The 24,503-nt window shown below is 49.5% G+C and carries 28 protein-coding genes; 4 read left to right on the forward strand and 24 right to left on the reverse strand.

The features are described 5' to 3' along the window. Window positions 1-151: 151 nt before the first annotated feature. Window positions 152-1,066, forward strand: coding sequence for a YitT family protein (locus ACFO4U_RS07255; protein ID WP_084543049.1), 915 nt, complete (start codon window positions 152-154; stop codon window positions 1,064-1,066). Window positions 1,067-1,121: 55 nt separating this feature from the next. Here the strand turns inward: ACFO4U_RS07255 and ACFO4U_RS07260 are convergent, their stop codons facing one another. The 17 genes from ACFO4U_RS07260 to ACFO4U_RS07340 all read right to left on the reverse strand — a co-directional run bounded on the left by ACFO4U_RS07260 (window position 1,122) and on the right by ACFO4U_RS07340 (window position 15,986). Further along, window positions 1,122-2,177: a GGDEF domain-containing protein gene (locus ACFO4U_RS07260; protein WP_260563861.1), complete on the reverse strand. Its 1,056-nt coding sequence runs from the start codon at window positions 2,175-2,177 to the stop codon at window positions 1,122-1,124. A 94-nt stretch (window positions 2,178-2,271) separates the two neighbouring features. Then, window positions 2,272-2,499: a carbon storage regulator CsrA gene (gene csrA / locus ACFO4U_RS07265; protein WP_012726976.1), complete on the reverse strand. Its 228-nt coding sequence runs from the start codon at window positions 2,497-2,499 to the stop codon at window positions 2,272-2,274. After that, on the reverse strand, window positions 2,499-2,936 hold the full coding sequence (fliW, locus tag ACFO4U_RS07270; RefSeq protein ID WP_074036208.1) for a flagellar assembly protein FliW: 438 nt from the start codon (window positions 2,934-2,936) through the stop codon (window positions 2,499-2,501). Before fliW ends, csrA begins: the two co-directional genes overlap by 1 nt. A 15-nt stretch (window positions 2,937-2,951) precedes the next feature. Continuing rightward, complete coding sequence (locus ACFO4U_RS07275) at window positions 2,952-3,506, reverse strand: DUF6470 family protein (RefSeq protein ID WP_230872833.1); 555 nt, start codon at window positions 3,504-3,506, stop codon at window positions 2,952-2,954. A 27-nt stretch (window positions 3,507-3,533) separates the two neighbouring features. Further along, window positions 3,534-4,466: a flagellar hook-associated protein FlgL gene (gene flgL, locus ACFO4U_RS07280; RefSeq protein ID WP_159562671.1), complete on the reverse strand. Its 933-nt coding sequence runs from the start codon at window positions 4,464-4,466 to the stop codon at window positions 3,534-3,536. Window positions 4,467-4,472: 6 nt separating this feature from the next. Next, a complete protein-coding gene (flgK, locus tag ACFO4U_RS07285; RefSeq protein WP_215243754.1) occupies window positions 4,473-5,963 on the reverse strand; it encodes a flagellar hook-associated protein FlgK in 1,491 nt (496 codons plus the stop codon). 12 nt (window positions 5,964-5,975) lie between these two features. Further along, entirely contained in the window at window positions 5,976-6,332 is a 357-nt protein-coding gene (gene flgN, locus ACFO4U_RS07290) for a flagellar export chaperone FlgN (RefSeq protein WP_074036203.1), read from the reverse strand. A gap of 113 nt (window positions 6,333-6,445) precedes the next feature. Further along, entirely contained in the window at window positions 6,446-6,697 is a 252-nt protein-coding gene (locus ACFO4U_RS07295; protein WP_074036202.1) for a flagellar biosynthesis anti-sigma factor FlgM, read from the reverse strand. Window positions 6,698-6,720: 23 nt separating this feature from the next. Further along, entirely contained in the window at window positions 6,721-7,116 is a 396-nt protein-coding gene (locus ACFO4U_RS07300; RefSeq protein ID WP_074036201.1) for a flagellar protein, read from the reverse strand. An 18-nt stretch (window positions 7,117-7,134) separates the two neighbouring features. After that, a complete protein-coding gene (locus ACFO4U_RS07305) occupies window positions 7,135-7,803 on the reverse strand; it encodes a ComF family protein (RefSeq protein ID WP_215243753.1) in 669 nt (222 codons plus the stop codon). Next, window positions 7,800-8,957, reverse strand: coding sequence for a DEAD/DEAH box helicase family protein (locus ACFO4U_RS07310; RefSeq protein ID WP_214690624.1), 1,158 nt, complete (start codon window positions 8,955-8,957; stop codon window positions 7,800-7,802). Before ACFO4U_RS07310 ends, ACFO4U_RS07305 begins: the two co-directional genes overlap by 4 nt. Window positions 8,958-9,078: 121 nt before the next feature. Beyond that, on the reverse strand, window positions 9,079-10,713 hold the full coding sequence (treC, locus tag ACFO4U_RS07315) for an alpha,alpha-phosphotrehalase (protein ID WP_215243752.1): 1,635 nt from the start codon (window positions 10,711-10,713) through the stop codon (window positions 9,079-9,081). 82 nt (window positions 10,714-10,795) lie between these two features. Then, entirely contained in the window at window positions 10,796-12,244 is a 1,449-nt protein-coding gene (gene treP, locus ACFO4U_RS07320; protein ID WP_074036194.1) for a PTS system trehalose-specific EIIBC component, read from the reverse strand. 202 nt (window positions 12,245-12,446) lie between these two features. Beyond that, on the reverse strand, window positions 12,447-13,154 hold the full coding sequence (gene treR / locus ACFO4U_RS07325; protein WP_215243751.1) for a trehalose operon repressor: 708 nt from the start codon (window positions 13,152-13,154) through the stop codon (window positions 12,447-12,449). A 48-nt stretch (window positions 13,155-13,202) separates the two neighbouring features. Further along, complete coding sequence (locus tag ACFO4U_RS07330) at window positions 13,203-14,051, reverse strand: DegV family protein (protein WP_215243750.1); 849 nt, start codon at window positions 14,049-14,051, stop codon at window positions 13,203-13,205. Between the two features lie 95 nt (window positions 14,052-14,146). Continuing rightward, window positions 14,147-14,839 carry a response regulator transcription factor gene (locus tag ACFO4U_RS07335; RefSeq protein WP_159562679.1) on the reverse strand — a complete coding sequence of 231 codons (693 nt, stop codon included), beginning with the start codon at window positions 14,837-14,839 and terminating at the stop codon, window positions 14,147-14,149. 22 nt (window positions 14,840-14,861) lie between these two features. Continuing rightward, on the reverse strand, window positions 14,862-15,986 hold the full coding sequence (locus ACFO4U_RS07340) for a sensor histidine kinase (protein ID WP_196431028.1): 1,125 nt from the start codon (window positions 15,984-15,986) through the stop codon (window positions 14,862-14,864). A 179-nt stretch (window positions 15,987-16,165) separates the two neighbouring features. Between ACFO4U_RS07340 and ACFO4U_RS07345 the strand changes: the two genes are divergently transcribed. Both ACFO4U_RS07345 and ACFO4U_RS07350 read left to right on the forward strand, forming a co-directional pair. Next, window positions 16,166-16,807 carry a YigZ family protein gene (locus ACFO4U_RS07345; RefSeq protein ID WP_215243749.1) on the forward strand — a complete coding sequence of 214 codons (642 nt, stop codon included), beginning with the start codon at window positions 16,166-16,168 and terminating at the stop codon, window positions 16,805-16,807. Window positions 16,808-16,848: 41 nt separating this feature from the next. After that, complete coding sequence (locus ACFO4U_RS07350; RefSeq protein WP_159562681.1) at window positions 16,849-17,856, forward strand: LCP family protein; 1,008 nt, start codon at window positions 16,849-16,851, stop codon at window positions 17,854-17,856. A 41-nt stretch (window positions 17,857-17,897) separates the two neighbouring features. On the opposite strand, the gene ACFO4U_RS07355 is transcribed toward ACFO4U_RS07350, so the two are convergent. From ACFO4U_RS07355 to ACFO4U_RS07375, 5 genes are all read right to left on the reverse strand, one after another. Next, window positions 17,898-18,950, reverse strand: coding sequence for a glycosyltransferase family 4 protein (locus tag ACFO4U_RS07355; protein WP_012726994.1), 1,053 nt, complete (start codon window positions 18,948-18,950; stop codon window positions 17,898-17,900). A 122-nt stretch (window positions 18,951-19,072) separates the two neighbouring features. Further along, complete coding sequence (locus tag ACFO4U_RS07360) at window positions 19,073-19,480, reverse strand: Rok-like winged helix domain-containing protein (protein ID WP_074036184.1); 408 nt, start codon at window positions 19,478-19,480, stop codon at window positions 19,073-19,075. Window positions 19,481-19,697: 217 nt separating this feature from the next. Then, window positions 19,698-20,363 (reverse strand): beta-phosphoglucomutase, encoded by a 666-nt coding sequence (gene pgmB, locus ACFO4U_RS07365; RefSeq protein WP_074036182.1) that lies wholly within the window; start codon window positions 20,361-20,363, stop codon window positions 19,698-19,700. Window positions 20,364-20,562: 199 nt separating this feature from the next. Then, window positions 20,563-20,898, reverse strand: a complete 336-nt coding sequence (locus tag ACFO4U_RS07370; RefSeq protein ID WP_012726997.1) for an Asp23/Gls24 family envelope stress response protein — start codon at window positions 20,896-20,898, stop codon at window positions 20,563-20,565. A gap of 74 nt (window positions 20,899-20,972) precedes the next feature. Continuing rightward, window positions 20,973-22,028, reverse strand: coding sequence for an acyltransferase family protein (locus ACFO4U_RS07375; protein WP_215243748.1), 1,056 nt, complete (start codon window positions 22,026-22,028; stop codon window positions 20,973-20,975). 325 nt (window positions 22,029-22,353) lie between these two features. On the opposite strand from ACFO4U_RS07375, the gene ACFO4U_RS07380 reads away from it, so the two are divergent. Further along, the gene (locus tag ACFO4U_RS07380) at window positions 22,354-22,842 is read left to right on the forward strand and encodes a hypothetical protein (protein WP_214690620.1); all 489 of its coding nucleotides are present in this window, start codon (window positions 22,354-22,356) and stop codon (window positions 22,840-22,842) included. 5 nt (window positions 22,843-22,847) lie between these two features. Here ACFO4U_RS07380 and ACFO4U_RS07385 read toward each other — a convergent pair whose 3' ends face one another. Next, entirely contained in the window at window positions 22,848-23,447 is a 600-nt protein-coding gene (locus ACFO4U_RS07385; RefSeq protein WP_214758384.1) for an alpha/beta hydrolase, read from the reverse strand. Beyond that, entirely contained in the window at window positions 23,444-24,388 is a 945-nt protein-coding gene (locus tag ACFO4U_RS07390; protein ID WP_215243747.1) for a ring-cleaving dioxygenase, read from the reverse strand. Before ACFO4U_RS07390 ends, ACFO4U_RS07385 begins: the two co-directional genes overlap by 4 nt. Between the last annotated feature and the right edge of the window lie 115 nt (window positions 24,389-24,503).

Here is a 24,503-nt window from a genome sequence, read left to right on the forward strand (position 1 = left end):
CAACCTTCTTAGCCTAACATAAAATAATACTAAGATAATTTATCAAGAATCCTCCATCAATTCTGAATATTCATGTCAGATTCTCTGTCATAAATGATTGTCGGTTCGTATCATTTGTTATACTTAAGAAAATGGAAAGGGGGCACCATGTATGCAGCGTACACCTATGCCTTCCCCGACACCGGAGGAAGTGCAGCGCTTAAGGCGGGAACATAATCCGATCAAGGCTTCTGAACTGTTTGTAAAAGTCGTCCTTTTGCTGCTCGGCTCCCTCGTCTTTGCAGTCGGCTTGGAGGCGTTCCTCGTACCGAATCAAATCATCGACGGTGGTATCGTCGGCGTCTCGATTATCGTGTCGTACTTGACGGAAACGAAGCTCGCGATTTGGCTCGTCCTCTTCAACTTACCGTTCATCTACTTCGGGTATCGGCAAATCGGAAAGACGTTCGCCGTCGTCACGTTGACGGCCATCCTTCTCATGTCAGCCTTCACCATCGTCCTTCACGACATCAAGCCTTTCACAGACGACCTCCTCTTGTCGACCGTCTTCGGCGGTTTTTTACTCGGTGCCGGAATCGGGCTCGTCATCCGGGCGGGAGGATCACTCGATGGAACGGAAATTCTTGCCGTTTCCTTCACGAACCGATTACCATTCTCCGTCGGAGAGATTGTCATGTTTTTCAATATCTTTATCCTCGGGACGGCCGGATTCGTCTTCAGTTGGGACCGGGCCATGTATTCGCTCCTCACCTATTTCATCGCATTCAAGACGATCGATGTTGTCCTAGAAGGAATTGACCAGTCGAAAGCGGCCTGGATCATCACGTCCGCACCAGACGATATCGGGCAAGCCATCATGGACCGGCTCGGTCGAGGTGTGACGTATCTTCATGGAGAAGGCGCCTACACAGGTGACGGGAAGAAAGTCGTCTTCACAGTCATCAGTCGATTAGAAGAAACGAAATTAAAAGACATTCTCGATGACTATGATGAAAAAGCGTTCCTCGCCATTGGCAACATTCACGACGTCCGCGGCGGACAATTAAAGAAGAAAAACATTCACTAAACGTGAAATCCCCTATAACCGCTGGACCATCATCGCCAACGGTTATAGGGGATTTTTACGCAAACTTGACCTGATTTCGTCCATTTTGCTTCGCTTCATACAATGCTTCATCTGCTCTTTCGAACACGACCATGCTCGGTTCATGCCCTGCAATCGCTGCACCGATTGAAATAGTCATCGGAATAGTTTCACCCTGAAATTCGAATGGTGTTCGCTGTACCATTTGCACGATGTTTTCTGCCACCTTCACCATACCTTCACTACCTTCAATGACGAGCAAAAATTCTTCGCCACCGTATCGTCCGACAAATCCAGACGGCGGACAGCTCCGCTCCAACGTTTGTCCGATATGACGAAGTGCTGCGTCTCCTGCTAAGTGCCCATATGTATCGTTCAACTGTTTAAAATGATCGACGTCGATAACGAGTAACGTCCACGGTTTCCCGGACATTTCCAAATCGTTCATCTGTTCGAGCGTCCGATAACGGTTTGGAAGTCCCGTCAACTCATCAATGGTCGCCCGGTGCGTATGTAGGAGAAACATCCATAGATGCGTCTCGAGCTTCTTTGCGGCCCAATAGCAGAGCCAGGCCCCAAAAGATAACATGAGAAAATAAGGAACAAATACATTTATAAAGACCGTCTCATTCACACTGCCGCTCACTTGAATCAAGACGAGGAGCGCACCTAACCCGATGTAGATGGCATACCCTCTCCCTCGACGAATCGGTAAGCGTGTCATGACAAGAGAAAATAAAAAGAAGACAAATAACAGTAGTAACGAGTCTACGAACGGAGCACTCATTCCGTGCAGCGTCGTGCGTCCGATGAAGATCAGACCGAGCGTGACGATAGCTCCGAACGGTCCAGCGAACGTTGCGGATAAGGCAATCGGGATGAGACGAAGGTCGATTCGTGCATCCCCTAATTCGATGGAGTTGATGGTTAAGAGAATTGCCGTCAATCCGTTAGAGACTCCAAACCAAAAGCGTACGAACAACGGGGAAGTCGGCTGAATCGGTAAAACTGTCCGCATCACATAGAGTGTGAGCGACATGAATAAAAAGATCAGACTGATGTTGATAAAAAAACTATTAATACCTGTTTCCACCGATTCCCCTCCTTCCTTTCACGTTTCCATCCTATCCCAACCCATCGAGCGCTGTCATCCATCAATTACCGGATTCATGAAAAAAGTCGAAAGCTCACGCTTCCGACTGCTTTTGAATCATCTGCTTCATCAAGTTAGCACTGTTTCGTGCCGACTCGTTCTCTTCCTGCATCTGAATGTACACCTCATGACGATGAATATCGATATGACGCGGGGCATCAATCCCGAGCTTCACTTGGTCGCCTTCGATGGCGAGTACCGTGAGCGTCACATCGTCGCCGATATGGATGGCCTCACCTTGTTTTCGTTTCAATACGAGCATCAGCGCACCTCCGCTTTCGTGCCACCGAGTGGATAACGAGCTGGATACGCATCGTCTAGGATGACTTGTTTCCCGCGACGTTCCTTCGTCTCGATGACGATCGGTGCTTTCAAGTTGAGCGTCGATGAATCAAAAGGTTCACGAAGCGTCACAATAGAATAGACCGATACGTGTTCCGCCTCCTCGATTCCAAGTTGGTCTTTCGCGCCATCCGACAATTCAAACGCATAGTCCGACTTATGCCAAAACGGATTCGTCACGACGAACGCGCATGCCTGTTCCTCAATCGACTGAAGCGACCAGAACGGCAAATCTTCCCCATACGGAATCAACACGAACGTCTTTGATTCCGGGAATCCCGGAATCTCACTGACGAAGGTGATCGTCTCCGCTTCGTTTATTTCAATCTTGCCAAAGTAGTCTGTTTCAATGAACATGGATTGTCCTCACTTTCAACGCGTTTCATCATACATCCCACCGACCGGCCACATCTCGAGTGACGCCTGTTGACGGAGCGAAATGTCCGTCGTCCACGGCGTGAACGAGATGTCGGTCGGAGTGAGCGATACATCAATTTGGGGTGGTGTGATATTCCACTCGATTTTCACATCCGCCGGCGTATACGTCAACTTGACACGATCGATTGATTTTGGCATGTAGCCCATGTCAACAATCGGATATGGGTCATTCACTTTCTCAGCCGCTATCGAAGGGATTGGATTCCCGTTCTCGATTCGCATCATGCGGTCGCCGTCTCGAGCGATATTCGCCATCGCTTCTCGGGCACCTTGTTCCCCAATCCGCCCGAAATGTTTACCGAGTTCGAGCACACCCTTCAGATTGCTCTCACTTCTCGCTACTGATGAATCAACCTCAAGCTTCCCTTGTGTCGTCTGTTGCGTCATCTCGGCTCTCCCTTGTTGGATGGACAGGTCGGCCCGTCCTTGACGCATCTCGAGTACCGGTCGATTGGATGTCATCTGGATTGCGGCCTGTGTCTGCCGCATCTCAAGTCTCGCGAGATTCATCATCAATTACCGTAAGAAGTCGAGGAGCGTCGGCTGAATGATGCGGGCACCTGCAGATAACGCTGCACGGTGTACAGTTTCATGTGACTTCAGCTCCATAATGACTTTTTCTACATCGATGTCTTCATTATCAGACATGATGGTCTTGGCGATAATCTCATGATCTTGAAGACGATTGTCGACGAGCTCCAAACGGTTTGCTCGGGCACCGAGCTCCGCCCGTTCCGTGATCAAGTTTTGACCGAGTGTGTCGAGCGTATCAAGTTCTGCAGACAAATCTGCCCCGGCAGTCGTTGGATCATTAAGAAGTGTAGTTAATTTATGAAGCCCTTCAAATAACTCCTTACCAAAAACCGTTTCCGGTTGCATGTTCACTTGTACAGTAATTCCTTTTGACACTTCAAATTCGATCTCCCCACTTGTTGCAGGTGCCGTTCCACTCTCATAAATTGAATCGACAGAACCAGCCGGATTCGCTAAATACGCTTTTAACTGGTCGACATTGATGAGAGGTTGATCTGTCTTCGTACCATTATAAATATACTTTTCACCTGCTTTTGAGTTCGCAAGTGAACCGATGTGTTCGATCAATTGATCGACCTCGCTCTTGATGATGGCACGTTGCGACGATTCATACGTATCGTTCGCCGCTTGTGTCGTCAACTCACGAATCCGCTTGACAGCTTCCGTGACTTCGTTCAATGTCGAGTCCGTCAAATCCATCCAACTTGTCGCTTCGCTGACGTTACGTCGGAATTGGTCGACTTCTCGCACCTCAGTCCGGTAACGGATTCCCTGCATCGCAACGACTGGATCCTCCGATGCTTTTTGAATCCGTTTCCCGCTGATGAGTTGTTCCTGGACACGAGCGAGTGTGTTGTAACTACTTGATAAATGCTTCAAGTTCGTCTGTGTGAGCATTGTCTGTGTGACACGCATCAGTCATTACCTCCCTACGACACCCATGCCGTTAATGATTTTGTCTAACATTTCATCGACAGCTGTGATATTTCGAGCCGCTGCATTATAAGCGTGTTGATATTGAATCATCATCGTCATTTCTTCATCGAGCGAGACTGCGCTGACCGATAACCGACGTTGGTCCGAACTACTTAAGAGAGCAAATGTACTCTTTGCCAAGTTCGCGTTTTGGCTAGCCTCGACTGCCATGTTTCCGATAACATTTTGATAGTACTTGCCGATCGAGGTTGAGGTCGTAACCGAACCCGCAAAGTTAAGCGCACTTTCTTTCAATTGCGCAAGTTCGAGAGCACCACTTCCATCCCCGATGTTCCCGTCCTTAGATGCTGCAATTAAATCTAAGTTCTTCATGAAATCAGGGTTCACAGTAATGGTAGCGGCGCTAGTAGTACCAACGAAAAAGTCAGTTCGACCGGCATTCCCGTCCGCGTCCATGTTTGTTCCATGCGCTACATTAAATGCTGATGCGAAGACGTTCGCCATCTCATCTAAGTCTTTGAGCATGTTGGTGAATGCCCCGTCGATTGCTTCTGGACCAGTTGCACTTCCGTACATCTCAACAAGAGCCTTCCATTTTCCGTTAGGCATGTCGGCATGCGCCATCGATGTATTCGTACCTGCAGCATCGGTCATAGTCATCCCATCAAATTTCCCGACTCCGCCCGTAAGACCGTCTACGAGTTTTACTTCTGTACCACCGACGACTACACGAATATCGATTCGTCCTTCTGCGACACGTTGCGAGTTCCCACGTGTTTCGCCGTTCGTGTAATCCACCGGCACACGTTCGAACTCAATGTATTGCGACAACTCATCCATGTAGCGATCGCGCTCATCATACAATTCATTTGGCAGAACACCAAGAGGCTCTGCATCACCGATTTGACGGTTGACGTCACTGATTTTCGTCAACAAATCATTGATTTTTTTCGTGACGACCCCTGCTTCGGTCTTTAAGTCATCCTGTACTTTAGTCAATGATGAAGACATATAGTTAAATGTCTGTGCCAACGTCAATGCTCGTTGCCGAACTACGCTTCGCGCACCCGTATCGTCCGGGTTGACCGACAAGTCTTGAAGTGATGCCCAGAACAAGTCGAGCGATTTAGCGAGTCCGTTCTCAGACGGTTCATTGATGATGTCTTCCATCCGACCGAACGCGGCTTCTTTCGTCGCATAGAAGGCGTTCTTCACCGACTCGTCACGATACTGTTGATCGATCATAAGATCGCGAATTCGGGCGAGCGTCTCCCCGCGTACACCTGTCCCGAATTGTCCGGCTTTCGTCCCGCCGAAGTTGACCGAGAGCTGTTCGGTCATCCCGAGTGTGAGTCGTTGGCGCGAATAGCCAGGGTTTGAGGCGTTCGCCACGTTATTCCCGGTCGCTTGAAGCGCCCATTGGTGTGTCGAGAGACTGCGGCGTGCCGTCTCTAATCCCATAAATGTTGAACCCATTCCACTTCCTCCTTAAACGTCACGGCTGAACGAGCGTGTTTCGAACGCTTGTTGTCCGTATGTAAAATCATCTGCTTCCGGCATGAGCATATCCAGGTGCCAAGTAATATAACGAAGGGATTGTTCGAGCAACGTCGCGTTCAATTCGTTCTGTCGCTTTAACTCGAACAAGACCGGTCTCAATTCCTCTATCTCTTCATCGTCCAATTCATACGTCCCTTGAAGTCGTTCCGCTTCTTTTTGTGAAATTTGTCGGACGAGTTTTGCTTCTTCTTTGACGAGCGTGCTAAATGCCACCATGTCATTTTGAATGAGTTGCTGTTCTTTTGCGTAAGCCAATTCGAGTAACCGTTTATGTAATGTGAGCATGAGTCTCTCCTTTTTCAAAAAAAGAGCCGACTAAAGAAAGGGGTACCCCTTATTTAGTCAGCTTCCGTGCCGTGTTATTCAGTGCGAAGGCCTCAAACGGACCTCGCTTCCATTCATCCTTGTAGAAAGCGTTTAGCGATTTCGCGCGCGTCCCGTGAATATGTGCCTGCATCAATCTCCGCTTTTAAAGCGTCGATTTTAGCGAGACGGTCCGGATGTTTCACCGGTTCTTCAAACCGGGCGCGAGCTTCCGCCGAAATTGACAATTGGTCCGTTTGGCTTGATTGCGCGGGCTTCGGCTCGACTTGCGTTTTCTTTTCATAAGTGTTTGGTAAGTGTACCCACTTGGCTGAATCGATGCGCATGCGTCTTCCCCCTCTTCATGATGTTAATCCAAACGATAAGCGCGGATACTCGACTTTTTCGCCAAGCCCTCCTGCATCTCCTGTAGACTGGACAGTTCCTTCTGCATTTCTCTCTGGCAGTTCGAACAGATTTTTCCTTCATTCGTAGGCCGACCACAACGGACGCAGCTGATGGCAAGCGCCGGATTGTCTTTGATGATCAAGCGTCCTTCGTGGATATATCGCGTGATATCAAGTTCAGAGACACCTGTCGCTTCGACGAGGGCTCCGATGGTCGTCTGTTTGTTGGCTGGTTCACGAATGAAATCGCGGACTTTCAAGAAGTTTTTATAATCGACTTCATTACATGATGGACAGTACGGTGAACGTCCCTGTTTCATAAACAAGCGCCCACACATTTGGCAAGTTGCTGCATCCATTGGTTTCACCTCTGCCCTTTATATCGGACGCGATTTTGATTTGTTTAGCGCCCGAAACAAGCAAATCGCAGAAACTTCTGATGCACCTGCCTGTCGCAACGAAAATGCCGCCTGATGAAGGGTCGTTCCCGTCGTATAGACGTCGTCTACAAGAATGATTTTCCCATATTTCACTGAAGTTGGTACAGTGAAAGGGTTCGTTCGGTGTCGTCTTCCTTCTTTCCCGAGTTCACGTTGACTTGAAACCTCCGTTTTTTCGAGAATCTGCCGCGTCGGACCGATATATCGCGCGAGCACCTCGGCCTGATTGAAACGACGTGTCTGAAGTCGCTCCTTACTCAACGGAATCGGAACATAGGTCACGCCAGATGAACGCAATGCCCGAAGCGCTGGGGCAACCGATAAGGCAATGACGACATCCCCGCTGAATTTATATCGATGTAGCCAGTCAATTCCTGCATCATCGTACGCGTACAGGCAGCGGACGGTCAAGTCGAGACCGAGCGCGAGCCAGCGGATGCAGTCCGGACACGTCTCACCGGTCTCATTTGGTTGACCGCAGCGTGGGCAACCTGTCCCGAGCGGCGTCAGTTTCGACTCGCAAGAGGGACACACCCAGTCCCGTCGCCATAACGTGTCAGGTGTCCACGGGACGGTCATCGACTCATGACAAAGAAGACATTTCATCGCCGATTCGCCTCCCTGATCTTCTGGATGGCAACATCTTGTCGGAATGTCCGCTCCTTGTAAAAGAAACAGACCTCTCCTGTCGGTGTGTCCGGTTTTCGCCCCGCCCGACCCGCCATCTGAATGAGACCCCGCGTCGAGAAGAGACGATGTTCACTTTCAACCACGGCGACCTGCACGTCGCGAACCGTCATCCCTCGCTCCCAGATTGAGGTCGCAAGGACGATCCCTTTCGTTTCTTGAAGCCAATGGAGTGTATCCAACCGTTCTTCCGTGTCAGCAGAAACGGTTTGACACGTGATACCTGCCTCTTGTAACCGACTTTCATATCGCTCCAAATCAGGCTTCGTCGGCACAAACAAGAGACGGGGTTTCAAGGCGTGACGTCGACAGAAGTCTAGGAGTCGTTCGTCGGACTGTTTGACAAGTGTCGGGACCGGCAAATCGAATCCGTGATAGCGCCGCGACAGATGAACCTTCGGAAGCAATTGTTGCCAAACGGTCGGGGTCGCCGTGATAAATAAGAAGACATTTCTCCCGGCCCGACGGATTGTATTCCAAAGTGCCACATCAAAGGCAAACGGGAAGGCATCGGACTCATCGACGAGCACATAATCGAACACGTCACGTAAATTCATGAGTAACGGTGCGGTCGCCACCGTGATCATCCCAATGGAGTCTTTTTCTCCCCCTCCATATCGTTTAGTGACAGGGACTGTGAACGCCTGTTCTAATCGTTCGACCCATTCGATGGCGACATCTTTCCTCGGAGAGACAACCAACACTCGCTTCCCTTCATTGACGACACGCTCAATCACGGGAAACGTCATCTCGGTCTTCCCAGCGCCACACACCGCATGCACAAGTCCCGTCCTCCGTTCGTCCCACCACGTGAGCAGTTGGTTCGCGACCCGCTTTTGGTCTGGGACGAGCTCGAATGGCATCGTCAATTCGGTCGTCTCGGTTGGAGTTGTGATGTCCCGTTCCTGTAGAAAATCACATCGGCAGACACGCCCGAGGTACAAACAATTTCGGCAATAGGCACAGCGTCCATGATGACAAGTGAACGTCCGGACGTGCGTGCTGAGACAGCGTTGGCAGACGCCTAAGCGGATGGCTCGTTTTCCTTTCGGTGCGACAATAAGTTCTCCCATAACCTGACTCCTTTTTGTCATCACGCTACCAAAATACCTATGTAAATACGATTCAACTTATCAAAAACAACATAGGTCTACTACACAAATAGGACCCGACGAAAAAGTCGGGTCCCATCTGTTAAATCTGTTTATAGAACATGATCGCCTCATATGGACGAAGAGACAACGATATTCCGTCGAGCTCAGGCACGTCGTAGTTGTGACTGACGACGTTCACCCGCTCGAATCCTTCTGGAATCGTGTACGTCGTTTCAATTCCATAGAAGTTGGCGACGACGAGTAGCTCCTCTCGGTCCGTCTTCCGTGTATATGCCCAAACGTCTAGCGAATCAGGAGTAAGAAGCGTGTAGTCTCCGTCCGTCAAAACGTCAAGTTCTTTTCGTAATGCAATCAAGTGTTTGTAGTGGTAGAACACCGAGTTCGGATCACGAAGCGCCGTTTCAACGTTCACGTCCTCATAGTTCGGCGCCACGTTGATCCATGGTGTGCCGCTCGTGAAGCCGGCATGTGTCGTTGCATCCCACTGCATCGGCGTTCGCGAGTTGTCGCGTGACTTCTGTTTGATGGCGGCCATCATGTCATCATGCGACACACCCTCTTCCCGCTTCAACTTGTAGATGTTGAGCGTTTCGATATCCCGATATTCATCGAGCGAGTCGAAGCCGGGGTTCGTCATCCCGATTTCTTCCCCTTGATAGATGTACGGCGTCCCTTGAAGGCCGTGGAGCACTGTCGCAAGCATCTTCGCGCTCTCTACGCGGTGATTCGTGTCGTTCCCAAAACGGCTGACGACACGTGGTTGGTCATGGTTGCACCAGAAGATGGCGTTCCATCCTTTCCCGTGCATCCCACGTTGCCACGTCGACATGATGTCTTTTAATTGAATGAAATCGAACGGCGCCGCGACGAATTTCTCGCCGTTCGGATAGTCGACTTTCAAGTGGTGGAAGCTGAACGTCATGCTGAGCTCGTTCTCGTCCGGGTTTGAATAGCGTACGCAGTGATCGAGCGTCGTCGAAGACATCTCCCCGACCGTGATGACGTCATGCCCATCAAATACTTCTCGGTTCATTTCTTTTAAATATTCGTGGATGCGTGGACCGTCCGTATAGAACTTGCGACCGTCCGATGCGTCTTCTGGGAAGTTCTGTTCTTTTGAAATGAGGTTGATGACGTCGAGACGGAATCCTTTGATTCCTTTTTTACGCCAAAACCGCATCATCTCGTAGACGTCCTCGCGCATCTGTTCATTCTCCCAGTTCAGGTCAGCTTGTGTCACGTCGAACAAGTGGAGATAATATTGTCCGCTCTTCTCATCATATTCCCACGCATTCCCACCGAACTTCGATTCCCAGTTCGTCGGTTCGTCGCGCCAGATGTAATAGTCACGGTACCGCTCGTCTCCCGCCAATGATTTTTGGAACCATTCGTGCTCGGTCGAAGAGTGGTTGACGACGATGTCCATCATGAGGCCGATGCCCCGCGCCTCTGCTTCACGGATCAATTCGTCGAGGTCCTCCATCGTTCCGTAAGACGGGTCGATGGCATAATAATCACTCACGTCATAGCCATTATCGTGTTGAGGTGACTGATAGACAGGCGTCATCCAAATGTATTCGATGCCGAGTTCTGCCAAGTAATCCAGCTTCGCCGTCACCCCTTTAATCGATCCGGTCGCGTTCCCTTCCGGACTGTAAAAACTTTTCGGGTAAATTTGATAGACGACTGATTTGCGCCAATTTTTCTGTGTCATCAACGACATCTCCTTTTTGTAAGAGTTTTCATTTCAATAGTAAAGAGGGAAGAACTGCCGTCCCTCCCTCCCGAGTCATTACTTATGCGACTTTGTTTTCTTCAAGTTCACCTTTCTTCATATAACGCTTCGACAAGATGAAAGTGAGCGCGAACGGAACGATGATCGCGATGACCATGCCCACGATGAAGAGAAGGATCTTATCTGTGAAGATTGAGAGGAATCCAGGGAGTCCTCCGACACCGATGGCGATTGCTTGCACATCGTTCAATGTGATAAAGATAGCAGCGATTGCCGACCCGATCATAGCTGAGTAGAACGGGAATTTATTTGGTAAGTTGACCCCGAACATGGCCGGCTCTGTGATTCCGAAATAAGCCGAGATGGCTGAAGTCGATGCCATGCTCTTTTGTTTCGCGTTGTGCTTGTAGACGAAGAACATCGCGAGTGCGGCCGAACCTTGAGCAATGTTTGAGAGTGCAATCATCGGCCAGATGAACGTACCGCCTGTATCTGCGATCAACTGAAGGTCGATGGCGATGAACAAGTGGTGCATCCCGGTGACGACGAGCGGTGCGTAGAACAATCCGAAGAGGAGTGCCCCGACGACCGGTACGGCTTCGAACGTGTTGACGAGTCCTGTCGCGATCACGTTCCCGATTCCACGAGTGACCGGTCCAACGATTGCGAGTGCGAGGAATCCTGTGACAACGATTGTTGTGATTGGAACGACCAAGAGTTGGATGGCGTTCGGTACACGTTTTTTCAAGAACATCTCGATTTGGCTCAAGATATAGGCAGCGGCGAGTACCGGCAAGATTTGACCTTGGTAGCCGACTTTCTCGATTTCGAAGAGTCCGAGGATATCAAACGTCGGGACATCTCCTTCAAGTGCTGCCGTTCCGTAGCCCCATGCATTCAAGAGGTCCGGGTGAACGAGCAAGAGACCCATGACGATCCCGAGTACTTCGCTCCCACCGAATCGTTTCGTCGCCGACCAACCGACGAGTGCAGGTAAGAACACGAATGACGTATTCGCCATCATGTTGATGAGATCCCAAAGTCCTTGTAGGTTCGGATACGCCTCGATGAGTGTCTGTCCTTCGATGAAGAGACCTTCCGATGCAAGTAAGTTGTTGATCCCCATAAGGAGACCGGCTACGATGATGGCTGGAATGATTGGCATAAAGACGTCAGAGAAGACTTTGACGAGTTTTTGAAGCGGATTCATTTTTTTGCCGCCCGCGGATTTGACCTCGGCGACCGTCGCCGCCTCAAGTCCAGCGAGCTTGATGAACTCGGCATAGACGCGATCGACATCGCCGGCTCCGATGACGATTTGATACACGCCGGAGTTCTCGAACGCCCCTTTGACGAGGTCGATTTCTTTCACGCGCGCCTCATCGACTTTTGATTGATCCTTGAGGGAGAGACGTAGACGCGTCACACAGTGCGCGGCCTTGTCCACGTTGTCTTTGCCCCCGATCGCTTCTAAGATCTCAGCGGCAATTTGACGATAATCTGCCTTCATGTTGAATGTCCTCCTTTGTTTGAAAACTGTAAATGAAAACGGTTACTTATGAGTACAAACAAAGTATAACTTATCTATATAAGTTAAGTCAATAACTTATATAGATAAGTTAAACATGAAAGTTTTGCGTCGTGATTTACTGTTAAAATTCCCCTATTTTGACTTAGGACAAACAAAAAACCCCTTCCTGTACGAAAGAGGTTTACCTACGGGCGACGTCGCTAAACTGGAACTTGTCCAATCGGTGACGCGACTCCGTATATTCAAATTGTTGTCCTTCATATAAGAACGTATCGTTCGTGATGACGATGACGTATTCATAGTCATGCAAGTCGAGCCGTTTCCGGTCAAGTTCCGTCACGTCTTCAGCTGCAATCTTCCGTTTGGCATAGCTGATTTGTAGCCCAAGCTCATCTTCGATATATCCATAAATCGATCGAGCCGCAATCTCTTCTGTCAGACCGGGGACGAGATCTTTGACGAAATAGTTGATATCTAAAATAACATTCTCCCCGTCAAAGTTTCGAACCCGTTCGATGCGAAACACATGCGTCCCTGGCACTAAGTTCATCCGTTCGGCGAGCCATGTCGGGGCTTCTATCTCTTCGAACGAAGCGACGTGGGTCTGAATGGAACGACCGAGCATGCTCGCGTAGACCTCTGAAAAACTGACGATGCCGTTGAATTGAAACTCAATCTGGTCACGTTTCAACACGAACACGCCTTTTCCATGATGCTTCCGGACATACCCATTCTCCTGTAAAAGATCGAGCGCTTTCCGGACCGTCCCCCGGCTGGCCTCGAACTGATGCATCAACTCGGTTTCAGACGGAAGCTTTGAGTCAGCGGGTCTCGTGCCATTTCGCATCTCTTCTGCCAGACGCTCAAAGATTTGGCGATATTTCGCCATTTCATTCCCTCCTCCATTGAAAAAGACGACCTTAGACGGTCGTCTCTCTTACCATTCGCGACGATACCATGTGATGCCGATTGCACCAGGTCCGAGATGCGTTCCGATGACGGGACCGAAATGGCTTCCCGAGATATGTGCTTTCGGGAACTTCAGCTTCATCGAAGCGATCTCTTCCGCCTGACGCTCCGGGCAGTTGGCGTGAATGATACCAATGCAGTACCCTTCTCCATCTCCGACAATCGATTCGTCCATCATCTCTTCGATTCGGCGTACGGCCTTCTTGTATGTCCGAATCTTCTCGAACGGGACGATCAATTTATCCTGGAAATGAAGGACCGGCTTGATTTGCAAGAACGATCCGACGAGCGCTTGCGCCGCGCTCAACCGTCCACCGCGTTGTAAGTGGTCGAGGTCATCGACGACGAAGTACGCGCGAATCGAATCACGGACCGTTTCAAGTCGGGCGATGATTTCTTCTGGTGTCGCCCCGTTGTCACGGAGATGAAGGGCCTCTTCGACCATGAACGCTTGCGGCATACACGAAATCTCTGAGTCAAACGCATGAACCGTCACATCGACCATGTCATTTAGCGCGACCATCGATTGGTACGTTCCGCTGATTCCACTGGAGAGCGTGATCGCAATCACGTCCGTCACATCGTCCGGCAAGCTCTCAATCAATTCCACCGTCTCACCGATGACCGGTTGCGACGTCGTCGGCAGGTTACCCGCCTCGATACGCTCATAAAACGCCTCGGTCGACATATCAATCGATTCGCGGTACGACGCGCCATCGAAGATGACACTGAGTGGTGCGACATGGACGTCATGTCGCGCCAAAAAATCATCCGACAGATAGGCGGTACTGTCGGTTAAAATCGCAATGTTTCCCATACTATATCCTCACTTTACGTCGTTTCATTTTTCCAATTATGTTAGGATTCCATTCCATATTGTAACACAAAAACGAGGTAAAGCATCGGTGACGCTCAAATCTCGACCCAACCCCGGCGAATCGCATCCACGACGGCTTGCGTCCGGTCGTTCACGTCCATTTTACGAAGTACGGAGGAGACGTGGTTTTTGACCGTCTTCTCACTGATAAACAGCATGTCACTGATGTCTCGGTTCGAGCGACCGTCGGCGAGAAGGTGCAACACCTCGACCTCACGGCGCGACAATAATTGATAGACCGGGTCATCTGTACGGCTCTCGACGCCACGTCCCGCCTGTTCCCCTTTGAATTGTAAGAGACGGCGGTAATCCTTCAGTACGTTCGTTGTCACTTTCGGATGAAGATACGCCCCATCCTTTGCGACAGCACGGACTGCCGAGATCAATTCTGTCGATGCGACTTCTTTTAATAAGAACCCTGATGCCCCCGCTTCAAGCGCATGTGTGATATACGACTCATCATCATGGATTGACAGAATGAGGACACGTGTCTCTGGTGAAAGAAGTGACAGTTGCTTCGTCGCCTCGATTCCGTTCATGTCCGGCATGTTGATATCCATAATTAGAATTTCCGGTTTTTGCTCGCCAGCGATGCGGATTGCTTCGCGTCCCGTACGCCCTTCGGCGACAACTTTAAATTCATCCTCCAAATCAAAAATCCGCTTCAATCCCTCGCGGAACAGTTCGTGATCATCCACGATCGCAATGCGTGTCTGTGTCATTTCCATGTATGTCTTCCCCCTTGTTCTCTCACGGAATCGGAATCGACATCCGGACGACTGTCCCTTTGCCGACTTCCGAGTCGATGGTGATGCTTCCGTTCACCAATTCAATTCGTTCGCGCATTCCGACAATCCCAAACGACTCTTCGCCAATTGCGCTCGGTTCAAACCCGATGCCATAGTCGCGGACGTGGATGTGAATCACGTCGCTCGCTTGCTCGACATTGACGATGATTTCGGCTGTTTTTGCATGTTTGATCGCATTTTGTACCGATTCTTGAACGAGACGGAACACGTTAATCTCCAGCTTCTCCGGTAATCGCGCACGCGACCCTCGATAGTTGAGACGTGTCTTGATTGCCGTATACTCCTCCGTTTGATGGAGATAGCGCTCGAGCGTCGGCAAAAAGCCTAAATCATCAAGCGACATCGGACGTAAATCATAAATCAAACGACGGACGTCGACGAGCGCCCCACGAATTAGCTTTTTCAATTCATGTAATTCGGCAAATGCCTCATCTTTTCCTCGTTTATCAAATGTCTTTTCAATCAGGTCGGCCCGTATCAGAATATGAGCAAGCGATTGCGCTGGACCATCGTGCATCTCGCGGGCGAGATGGCGCCGTTCGCGCTCAGCCGCTTCGAATACGCCGATGGCCATCTCTTGTTTTTTCATCATGTCCGAATACTCTTGCTGTAAGTCATCCCGTAAGAAGTTCAAGACGACACTCACGCGACCAATCAACTTTTCGGCACGTTCGATCGTGTCCTCTAAGATGAGCAGACGACGCTCTAAGTCGTTCCGGCGTTGCTGTGCCGCCATCTCTTCTTTTTGGACAAGAAAACGTTCGAGTTGCATTTGATTCGCCCGTTCGTAGGCTTCGCGAATTTCTTGTTCACTATGTATATGAAACTTTTTACTGACTTGAACGAGCTTGGCCTTTGCAGCTTTCACGAGTCGGTCGAGTCGATCGGACTCCTCGATGTAGAACTCGATTTTATCCGTCAATTCTTTTAACTCGTTTTGAATTGCTGAATATTCAGTTGCAGAACTTTCGGTTATACGGACAATCTCCTCTTTACTTTCCGTCACCGTTTCAATCATATTTGTTATGATATGTTCTAAAGCTGTCCGATCGGTAATATGATTCACGATGCCATCCCCTAATAGTTCGGTAGTTAATCCTCATCTATTCTTATATATCGTCCCACTCTAAACAGGTTTACAGCGGACATGAGAGATTTTCTATAATTCCATTCGCTATAAATAGCGTATGTGCCTACTTGAATTCTAAAAAAAATATTTAAAAATAGAAAGGAGAATTTTCAGAAATGTCTATTGAGTCAAATTATACTATAAAACAAAGTGGAACATACGAAGTCGTTATCCAAAAATCAAAATTTATTGCTCATTTCAAACGTGTCGAAACAGAGGAAGAGGCGCAGGCGTTTATCCAAGCCACCAAGAAAGAGCATTGGAATGCAAACCATAACTGTTCCGCCTATATCATCGGGGAACGGAACGAGCACCAAAAAGCGAACGACGACGGTGAGCCGAGCGGTACGGCCGGCATGCCGATGCTCGAGGTGTTACGCAAACGCCACTTGAAAGATACGGTCGTCGTCGTGACACGTTATTTCGGTGGAATCAAGCTCGGTGGCGGCGGACTTATTCGTGCCTACGGTGGAACTGTAAGCGAAGGACTTGATGCGATCGGCATCGTCGAACGCCTACCGATGCAACAATTGACACTCACCGTCGACTATACATGGATTGGGAAAGTCGAAAACGAGTTGAGACAGTCTAGCTATCTGCTCGATGACATCATCTACGCGGACCTCGTCACGTTTCATGTCTCGGTACCCGTGGAAGAGACAGAGGAGGCGCTCGCTTGGCTGACAGACATGACGAACGGTCAAGGTCAGCTTCAAACTCATGGGATCCGCATCATCGAACGTGATTTCAAACGCTGAAACGCCTATACTAAAAGAAACGACTGAAATGAGGAAACAACATGAAAACACCCCCACGCAAGAAAAGATCACCTTGGAAAATTGTCCTCATCGTGTTGGGTGTCGTATTGCTCATCGGTGGTTCCGCTTTCGGCTATTTTGTCTTCAAAGCGAATGAAACCGCCGAAAACGCGAACAAGGCGTTGGAACGTGGCGACAAGTCAGAACGTCGCGACGAGACCATCGACTTGACGAAAGATCACTTTTCTGTCCTGTTAGCAGGAGTCGATGGCGGCGCCTCGCTCGAGGAAGGACGGACTGATTCGCTCATGGTCGCCACGTTCAACAAGGAATCGCGGCAAGTGACGCTCGTCAGCATCCCACGCGACTCATATGTCGACATCATCATCGACGATGAGGATCCGTTCAAAGACAAGATCAACCATGCTTACGCTTACGGAGGCATTGACACGACCATCGCGACCGTCGAGAACCTGCTCGACATCCCAATCGATTACTATGCGACCATCAACTTTGATGGAATCGAAGATTTGGTCGATGCGGTCGGTGGTGTCGAGATCGATGTCCTCATCCCCATCTCTGGAAAAGCGACCGGAAATGTCGAGCTAGAGCCTGGCGTTCAAGTCTTGAACGGAAAAGAAGCACTTGCCTATGCCCGGATGCGGAAGCAAGACCCTGCCGGCGACATCGGTCGAGCCGGTCGACAACAGCAAGTTATCGAGGCCATCATCAATGAGGCGACGACCATCAACTCGTTTACGAAGCTGAACCGGATCATGAATGCTGTCGGCGAGAACATCCGGACGAACATGACGTTGTCAGAGGCCTCACAACTTCAGCCTTACGCAAAATCGCTGAAGTCGTTCAACCGCGAAACACTTGAAGGGACGGACCTGACGCTGAACGGGGTCTACTATTATGAAATCGACCCGGCTGACCTTCGTGACGCCCAGGCCCTTCTCCAGACGGAGCTCGGCATGCCCGTTACAGCGGATGAACCATCAACTGACGAAACAGACGATACGATGACTGAGACAATCACTTACTAAAACAATAATAGCCAGTATCGCGCGGCGATACTGGCTATTTTTTAGGTTCGCGGTCGACCGAGCAGTCGTCGGGACGTGCGAATAATCGGTTTATAATTTGGATGAATCAGTTCGGTTGATTCCACGATCAATTCAATGACAATCAACACGACGATGAACGTGATGACCGCACCGAGCATCGTCGTCTTGGCGAACAAGATGGATGAGATGCCAAAGAACAAGGTCATCCCGTACATGAGCAAGACGGCTTGCCGTGTCGTGAAGCCCATATCGATCAACTGATGATGCATATGCGATTTATCCGGCGACATCGGCGGTCGCCCTTGGACGAGCCGGCGCACGATGGCGAAAATTGTATCCGAGATCGGCAACCCGAGCAAGAGGACCGGGACGACGAGCGAGAACAATGTCACGTTCTTAAACCCGATGAGCGAGAAGACGGCGAGCATGTACCCGAGGAACAGTGCTCCCGTATCGCCCATAAAGATTTTCGCCGGATAAAAATTATGAACGAGAAACCCGAGCGTACTCGCAAGAAGCAAGAGCGCCATCATCGTCAAATAGACGTTCCCCTGAATGATGGCTAACACGGCAATCGTCCCGAGGGCGATGCTCGACACACCGGCGGCGAGACCATCGAGACCATCAATCAAGTTGATGGCATTCGTGATCCCAATCAGCCAAAGGACGGTGATCGGGATGCTCCATGACCCGAGGTAGAGTTGCTGGTCGAACGGAAGATTGATGAGTTCAATTCGCATCCCCGAGTTCAAGACAACGACCGTCGCAATCATCTGTCCCATCAACTTGACACGGGCTGATAACTGGAACCGGTCATCGATCAGTCCGGTAAGGAGAATGACGACAGCGCCAATCAAGATAGCGTCGTTATATCGACTCGTCGGAAGCAGCAAGGCGTAGCCGATGAAAAATGCGATAAAAATCGCGAGACCCCCGATTCGTGGCATCGTCCGTAAATGTACTTTTCGTGCGTTCGGATGATCGACTGCACCGATGAAAAATGCGAATCGACGAACGAGCGGTGTAATCAAGATGGCCATCACAAAACTGACCAACATGGCAATCCATAGCATGGGCCGACAGTTCCTCTCTCAAAAAAATAGACTCTGGCGAATTATATCACATTTTGAATCGAGGAGTGGATATCAGTCCGTTTACAATAAAAGCCGATGAGGCGTTCCCCATCAGCTCTGGATCATGAAAGTGTCGCTGCCACTTCTTCTGTCGGTTCGTATGTATACAAGCCGCGACCAATTTTTTTGATTTCCGGGTTGACCCCTTCAATTTTCACCATCAATTGGTAAATGTTGCTGATGTGATGACGGTAACGAAGTTCAAGTTCCATTTGAATATCACGCACGCTCATCGTCTGACGCTCTTTCAGTAGATCCGTCACTTGATGAACGTACACCTCGAGCGGATAACGCTGGTTCACACGGCGCGGACGTAGGCGTTTTGACGCATCAGTCATGGAGTCCTTATCTTCTCTATCTCGACTCAATTCCGCAATCAAATACTCGGCACGTCGTTGCAATTGGCGATACGACTCCTCAATTTCCATCAATTCTCGATAAATGTGGTCATTGACATTCGTAGATTCCATACACAAATCCCCTTCTACATCCAATTATAATTTGGAATTCCCTAATTTAAATCAGTAATTCCTAATAATCCCTCTATATCTTCTATAAAAGTGTAACGGATTTGTAATGTGTTTGTCATCTCTTTTTGGGCAATTCTGTCTATTTAGGACTTTAGGCTCAAAAAAGACGACGACTGTTCGGGGCAGTCGCCGTCTCACGGAAGATGATTGTAGTCATTTACACGTGAACGCGTTCGAGGATGCGTTCAAGTGACAGTTCGTCAGTAGAAGCGACGATGAGGTCTGCATGACCAAGCATCGATTCTTCTCCGACGGCGACAGCAAACATATTTGCCGCTTTGATTGCAGTTACGCCGGCAGCCGCGTCTTCAACGCCGATGGCGAGTTCGGGTTTCACGCCAAGGGCAGAAGCGGCCTTCAAAAACACTTCGGGGTGTGGTTTTGATTGGGCGACAGTTGCTGCATCGACAATATGGTCGAAGTAATGTCGGACACCAAGTGCGTCAACGACCGCAAATGCGTTCTTTGAAGCAGAAGCCATTCCGATTTTAAGTCCCGCCTCTTTGATTTCATCGAGGAATGAAACGATACCTGGAAGAAGATCGTCGGATGAGATATGTTGAATGAGTTCAACGTAGTGCTCGTTTTTCTTTTGTGCGAGTTCTGCTTTCTCTTCCGGTGTGAAATCGTTTTGTTTACCGCCGAGCGTAAGGATCCGCTCAAGCGATTCAGTCCGACTCACGCCTTTGAGCGTTTCGTTGAATTCGCGGTCAAATGGAATTCCGAGCTCTTCACCGAGCTGCTTCCATGCGAGGTAATGGTACTCTGCGGTGTCAGTGATGACACCGTCCAAATCGAAAATCACTGCTTCAATCGTTGACATACATGCTTTCCGCCTTTCCTTCAAATGCTTGTGTCGTCAGACTACATTTAGGGAACTTGACAAGTACCCGTCGCACGTTTGGTCAATGATGCAAACGGTTGCACTTGTTCGATTTCTATTATAAATGAAAACGTTCTCTTGATGCAACCGTTTTCGCAAAAATCAAAAAAGAGAAGAGCATGCGCTCTCCCCTTCCTTATTACAGCTGAATGCCGACCACTTTGACGTTCACAGAACGTGGTGTCATCGCAAGCATCGTGTCCATATCTTGCGTGATGCGCTCTTGGACGGCCGTCACCGTTTTGATGATCGACTGTCCGTACGCGATATAAAGCGATAGGTTGATGGTGATGCCTTCGTCCGACTCATCGACTTTCACATGTTTCATGAGCGCACGCTCTGACAATTTCGTATCTTCTTGCGTGAACGAGACGTGTTTCGTTTCTTTGACCGCGACCGCGGCGATCATTTCAACGACGTGACGTGATACGTTCACGTCGCCTTCTGTGCTGTGCATTCCATTTTCGTATGGCATAGGGTCACTTCCTTAACTCTAGTTTCGTTTCTTCTTAATAAAGTGTAGCGGAAATGAAGCGTTTAGAAAAGACTTTACCCTTTTACACCCTTCGTATTTTGGACTCGCTTCACGTCAATCTCGACGAGCGGACGCAAGAGACGGACCATCGGTGGACTGATAATCACGAGGACCATCACAAAGGCGACACCGAACAAGACGAGCAGTTGCATCCAAGATGTCGGCATGAACCCAGCCGGTATAAACGCCTTCCAGGCGACAACAAAGAAGACGTGGACGAGATAGACGTACAGACTATACTGCCCGGCACGCGAAAAAATCGGGAGCTGTCGTCCTGGGATGATGAGCGCGAAACTAATTGACATGAGGAGCGACACCGTATAAACAATCAAAAAGGCGAACGGTCCACTCCACATCGCCTCTGGGACGGCCGTGTCATAGGCGAAACGGAATTTGAACAAGTTCCCGATATGATAGAACGTATCGTCTTGCTGGACCCGCATCGAGACCAAGAGTCCCAGTGTGAGCGTGATGAAGACAATCGCCCCACCGATGCGATATCGATTCCGGTGCTCGGCCCGTTTTGGTAACTCAAAGAAGTTGAGCGTATTGCGCTCGGACATCCAGTTCCCGATCAAGAAGAACGGATAGAACATGATGACTTTTCGTAACGCGAAATACCCCGTCGCCTCGGCTTGGAATCCAAACAGGAGCGCGAATAATAGTGCATATAACACGTAGCCTTTCAGTTGTGTCACATACGGGGTGATGATGTACCAGAAAATGATGGCCATCAGATACCAAAGCGCCCAGTACGGCTTCAACAAATTCAGACCCGGATTTTCAAGTGAGAAAATCGGAATCCCTTCTGTAAATGCGAACCATGACCCAAGGATGACCTGCCAAATGACATAGACCACGAATAACTGGATTACGCGCAAATAGCGGTTCTCCCGATAAAAGTAACCGCTCAACATGATGAACAACGGCATGTGGAAGGTATACAGGAACAGATACACCCACTTTGGTAAAATATCGTCATAAGCACCGCGGACATCGGTCAACAAATGTCCGAAGACGACGAGTAGGACGAGCACTCCTTTAATATTGTCATACCAATAATTTCTCATAACATTCCCTCTAGTTCTCTATGATGACTGCAATGAAGCTGACCTTCATGTTTTCACGTTCTCTTTACAGACAGAATCCATGTAGGTCTTGGAAAATCCCTCACCTATCATAAGCGATTCCTCTGCTAAGTGAAATTACGTTTCAACAAAATTTTCATGTCTTCACTGTCATCATTCCCATAATTGGAGGAATACAAGCCGAAACGTCAAAAAATCCTCACGATTCAGCATGTTGTGTGCGTATTCAAATAGACGGGATTGGGTACAGTATAGTATAGTGGTGTTACCAAATATTCAGAATATTCTAATAAAGGAGGTGGAGAGAATGGCATCGATCATCCGGAATCGACATCATATGGTGCATGACCCAAAACGTTCATTCTCTAACTTCGGATTCTGGTGGTTCGTCAGCGTCTTTTCCGTCGGATTGCTCTTTGTCGCCTTCGAGTCCGTCCGCAACGGGTTCTCTGCCATTCATCCTGTCTTATCTAGCATGGCTTTCCTCGGTCTCACGTTCGTGCTCGGTGTCTGCGCTAAACTGGCTCGTGACGTCTGGTGGCTCAACTACTTGCTCGAGCGCACCCAAAACCGCTACTTATATATCGGTGGTGACACGCTCCAAAGTTGGCAGTATACGCTCGACTCGATTTGGTTGCTCACGCGCACCTCACAAAAAAAGCTCGGCCGATTGTATATCCAAATCGACCGAACTGTGCGTGCTGAGGAAGCGAAACGTTTATTCGCCGCCTATTTGATTGACCGAGGGGTCCTCGTCGTCTATTCTCGTCCGAACAAACCGAAAAAAATGGCTTGAATGAATCAGTCGAGGTATGCGGCAATCCATGTCCGTGCTGCCTCGACTTCTTCCATGCGAAGTTCATGTCCCCCCGAGTGATAGAAGAGCTCGACGTCCGCTCCCGCGTTTCGGAGTGTCGACGTCAGCTCTTCTGTTTCTGTTTTCGGGCAAATCGGGTCGCGTTCGCCAGCCGAGATGAACACGTTCGTTCCTGACAAGTCAGGTAGCGTCAATGAACGGTCCGGTACCATCGGGTGGAATAGGAGTGAAGCAGTGAACGCCGGATGACGGTAAAGTGCCGACCCGATCAAATTCGCCCCGTTCGAATAACCGAGTGGGATCATCTTGTCTCGGTCGATACCATACGTTGTCGCCGCTTCATCTAAAAACTGAAGGAAGCGCTCTGTCTGTTTCTTTAAATCTTCAAGGTCGAGCACCCCTTCCGCGTGGCGACGGAAGAAACGGGACATCCCGTTTTCAATGACATCCCCTCGAAGCGTTAAAATGTTCGCTTCGGTCGATAGTTCTTTCGCGAGCGGAATCAAATCCTGCTCGGTCCCTCCAGTTCCGTGTAATAAAACGAGTGTCGTCTCTTTTGTACCTTGAATGAATTGATGAATCATATGCGTTCTCCTCTCGGTATCGTGATTGCTGGTAGTGTGCGGACGATTTTATCTCGGTTCGCTTCGAGCCATGGTGGCAAGCGCAACGTCTCACCGAGCGTGTCAACGGATTCGTCCACAGTGAATCCAGGTACGTCTGTCGCGAGTTCGTGCAGGATACGTCCGGCATCATGGAAATAGACGGAGCGGAAATAATTTCGTTCTTTCACTTCGGTCGGTCTTAACCCAAGGTCAAAGATGGCGTCTTGCCAGGTCGGATAATGGTCTCCGTCGGTAACGCGCCACGCGATGTGATGAACCGTTCCCGTTCCAGGGACCCCGTTTGGTAAAATCGTTTTCTTCACATCGATGACGTTCCCGTAATCTGCTGACCCTTTCAAACGGATCCACTCTTCATCCTCTGCGACCCGTTCAAAGCCGAACAGTTCCGTCAACAAGCGCACGGTTTCGTCCGGTGCTTTCGACAACAAAGTCGCTCCGGCGAATCCGACAATTGCTTCATGTTCTGTGATACCGGGGATGACCCAGCGTGTCTGTTTAGAGCTCGGTCGGGCGACGAGTTCGACGACGAGTCCGTCCTGGTCTTCAAATAAAAGTGATGCCTCGCTGAACCGTTCAGTGGCGACGGTCGCGATGCCGTGCTGTTGTAGTCTTTCTTCCCAGAACGGTAAACTTCCTGCCGGTACGAGATAAGTCGTCACGCCAACCTGTCCGCTCCCGACCTGCCCTTTCCCTAAGCCCGGGATTGGAAAGAACGTGATCACCGTCCCTGGTGTCCCGACTTCGTCCCCAAAATAGAGATGATACGTACCAGGGTCATCAAAGTTAACGGTCTGTTTCACGAAGCGGAGACCGAGTACCTGTCCATAAAAATCTAGCGTACGTTGCGGGTCTTGTACCATCGACGAAATGTGATGGATTCCCGTAGACTGCGTTTTCATTGTCATCCTCCTTTTATTATCTTGATTTCAAGATAAATCATTTACCAGAAAAAGTGAAACTTTTTGCTCAAGGTGGCGTACGATAGAAGAAGAGACATTCTAAGGAGGTAATAGA

The organism is Exiguobacterium profundum (assembly GCF_042652865.1).
In the GTDB taxonomy this organism is placed as follows: domain Bacteria; phylum Bacillota; class Bacilli; order Exiguobacteriales; family Exiguobacteriaceae; genus Exiguobacterium; species Exiguobacterium profundum.

What these genes read in the sequence shown, in the direction of transcription:
- treR (WP_215243751.1), bottom strand. Translation starts at nt 13,154, where the DNA reads ATGGCGAAATATCGCCAAATCTTTGAGCGTCTGGCAGAAGAGATGCGA.
- treC (WP_215243752.1), bottom strand. Translation starts at nt 10,713, where the DNA reads ATGACACAGAAAAATTGGCGCAAATCAGTCGTCTATCAAATTTACCCG.
- ACFO4U_RS07360 (WP_074036184.1), bottom strand. Translation starts at nt 19,480, where the DNA reads ATGGAATCTACGAATGTCAATGACCACATTTATCGAGAATTGATGGAA.
- ACFO4U_RS07330 (WP_215243750.1), bottom strand. Translation starts at nt 14,051, where the DNA reads ATGGGAAACATTGCGATTTTAACCGACAGTACCGCCTATCTGTCGGAT.
- flgL (WP_159562671.1), bottom strand. Translation starts at nt 4,466, where the DNA reads ATGCGTGTCACACAGACAATGCTCACACAGACGAACTTGAAGCATTTA.
- ACFO4U_RS07295 (WP_074036202.1), bottom strand. Translation starts at nt 6,697, where the DNA reads ATGCGCATCGATTCAGCCAAGTGGGTACACTTACCAAACACTTATGAA.
- ACFO4U_RS07390 (WP_215243747.1), bottom strand. Translation starts at nt 24,388, where the DNA reads ATGAAAACGCAGTCTACGGGAATCCATCACATTTCGTCGATGGTACAA.
- ACFO4U_RS07275 (WP_230872833.1), bottom strand. Translation starts at nt 3,506, where the DNA reads ATGCGGCAGACACAGGCCGCAATCCAGATGACATCCAATCGACCGGTA.
- ACFO4U_RS07345 (WP_215243749.1), top strand. Translation starts at nt 16,166, where the DNA reads ATGTCTATTGAGTCAAATTATACTATAAAACAAAGTGGAACATACGAA.
- ACFO4U_RS07335 (WP_159562679.1), bottom strand. Translation starts at nt 14,839, where the DNA reads ATGGAAATGACACAGACACGCATTGCGATCGTGGATGATCACGAACTG.
- fliW (WP_074036208.1), bottom strand. Translation starts at nt 2,936, where the DNA reads ATGTTCATTGAAACAGACTACTTTGGCAAGATTGAAATAAACGAAGCG.
- ACFO4U_RS07355 (WP_012726994.1), bottom strand. Translation starts at nt 18,950, where the DNA reads ATGCTATGGATTGCCATGTTGGTCAGTTTTGTGATGGCCATCTTGATT.
- ACFO4U_RS07380 (WP_214690620.1), top strand. Translation starts at nt 22,354, where the DNA reads ATGGCATCGATCATCCGGAATCGACATCATATGGTGCATGACCCAAAA.
- treP (WP_074036194.1), bottom strand. Translation starts at nt 12,244, where the DNA reads ATGAAGGCAGATTATCGTCAAATTGCCGCTGAGATCTTAGAAGCGATC.
- ACFO4U_RS07300 (WP_074036201.1), bottom strand. Translation starts at nt 7,116, where the DNA reads ATGGATGCAGCAACTTGCCAAATGTGTGGGCGCTTGTTTATGAAACAG.
- ACFO4U_RS07305 (WP_215243753.1), bottom strand. Translation starts at nt 7,803, where the DNA reads ATGAAATGTCTTCTTTGTCATGAGTCGATGACCGTCCCGTGGACACCT.
- ACFO4U_RS07375 (WP_215243748.1), bottom strand. Translation starts at nt 22,028, where the DNA reads ATGAGAAATTATTGGTATGACAATATTAAAGGAGTGCTCGTCCTACTC.
- ACFO4U_RS07370 (WP_012726997.1), bottom strand. Translation starts at nt 20,898, where the DNA reads ATGCCATACGAAAATGGAATGCACAGCACAGAAGGCGACGTGAACGTA.
- flgN (WP_074036203.1), bottom strand. Translation starts at nt 6,332, where the DNA reads ATGCTCACATTACATAAACGGTTACTCGAATTGGCTTACGCAAAAGAA.
- pgmB (WP_074036182.1), bottom strand. Translation starts at nt 20,363, where the DNA reads ATGTCAACGATTGAAGCAGTGATTTTCGATTTGGACGGTGTCATCACT.
- csrA (WP_012726976.1), bottom strand. Translation starts at nt 2,499, where the DNA reads ATGCTCGTATTGAAACGAAAACAAGGTGAGGCCATCCATATCGGCGAC.
- ACFO4U_RS07310 (WP_214690624.1), bottom strand. Translation starts at nt 8,957, where the DNA reads ATGGGAGAACTTATTGTCGCACCGAAAGGAAAACGAGCCATCCGCTTA.
- ACFO4U_RS07255 (WP_084543049.1), top strand. Translation starts at nt 152, where the DNA reads ATGCAGCGTACACCTATGCCTTCCCCGACACCGGAGGAAGTGCAGCGC.
- flgK (WP_215243754.1), bottom strand. Translation starts at nt 5,963, where the DNA reads ATGGGTTCAACATTTATGGGATTAGAGACGGCACGCCGCAGTCTCTCG.
- ACFO4U_RS07350 (WP_159562681.1), top strand. Translation starts at nt 16,849, where the DNA reads ATGAAAACACCCCCACGCAAGAAAAGATCACCTTGGAAAATTGTCCTC.
- ACFO4U_RS07385 (WP_214758384.1), bottom strand. Translation starts at nt 23,447, where the DNA reads ATGATTCATCAATTCATTCAAGGTACAAAAGAGACGACACTCGTTTTA.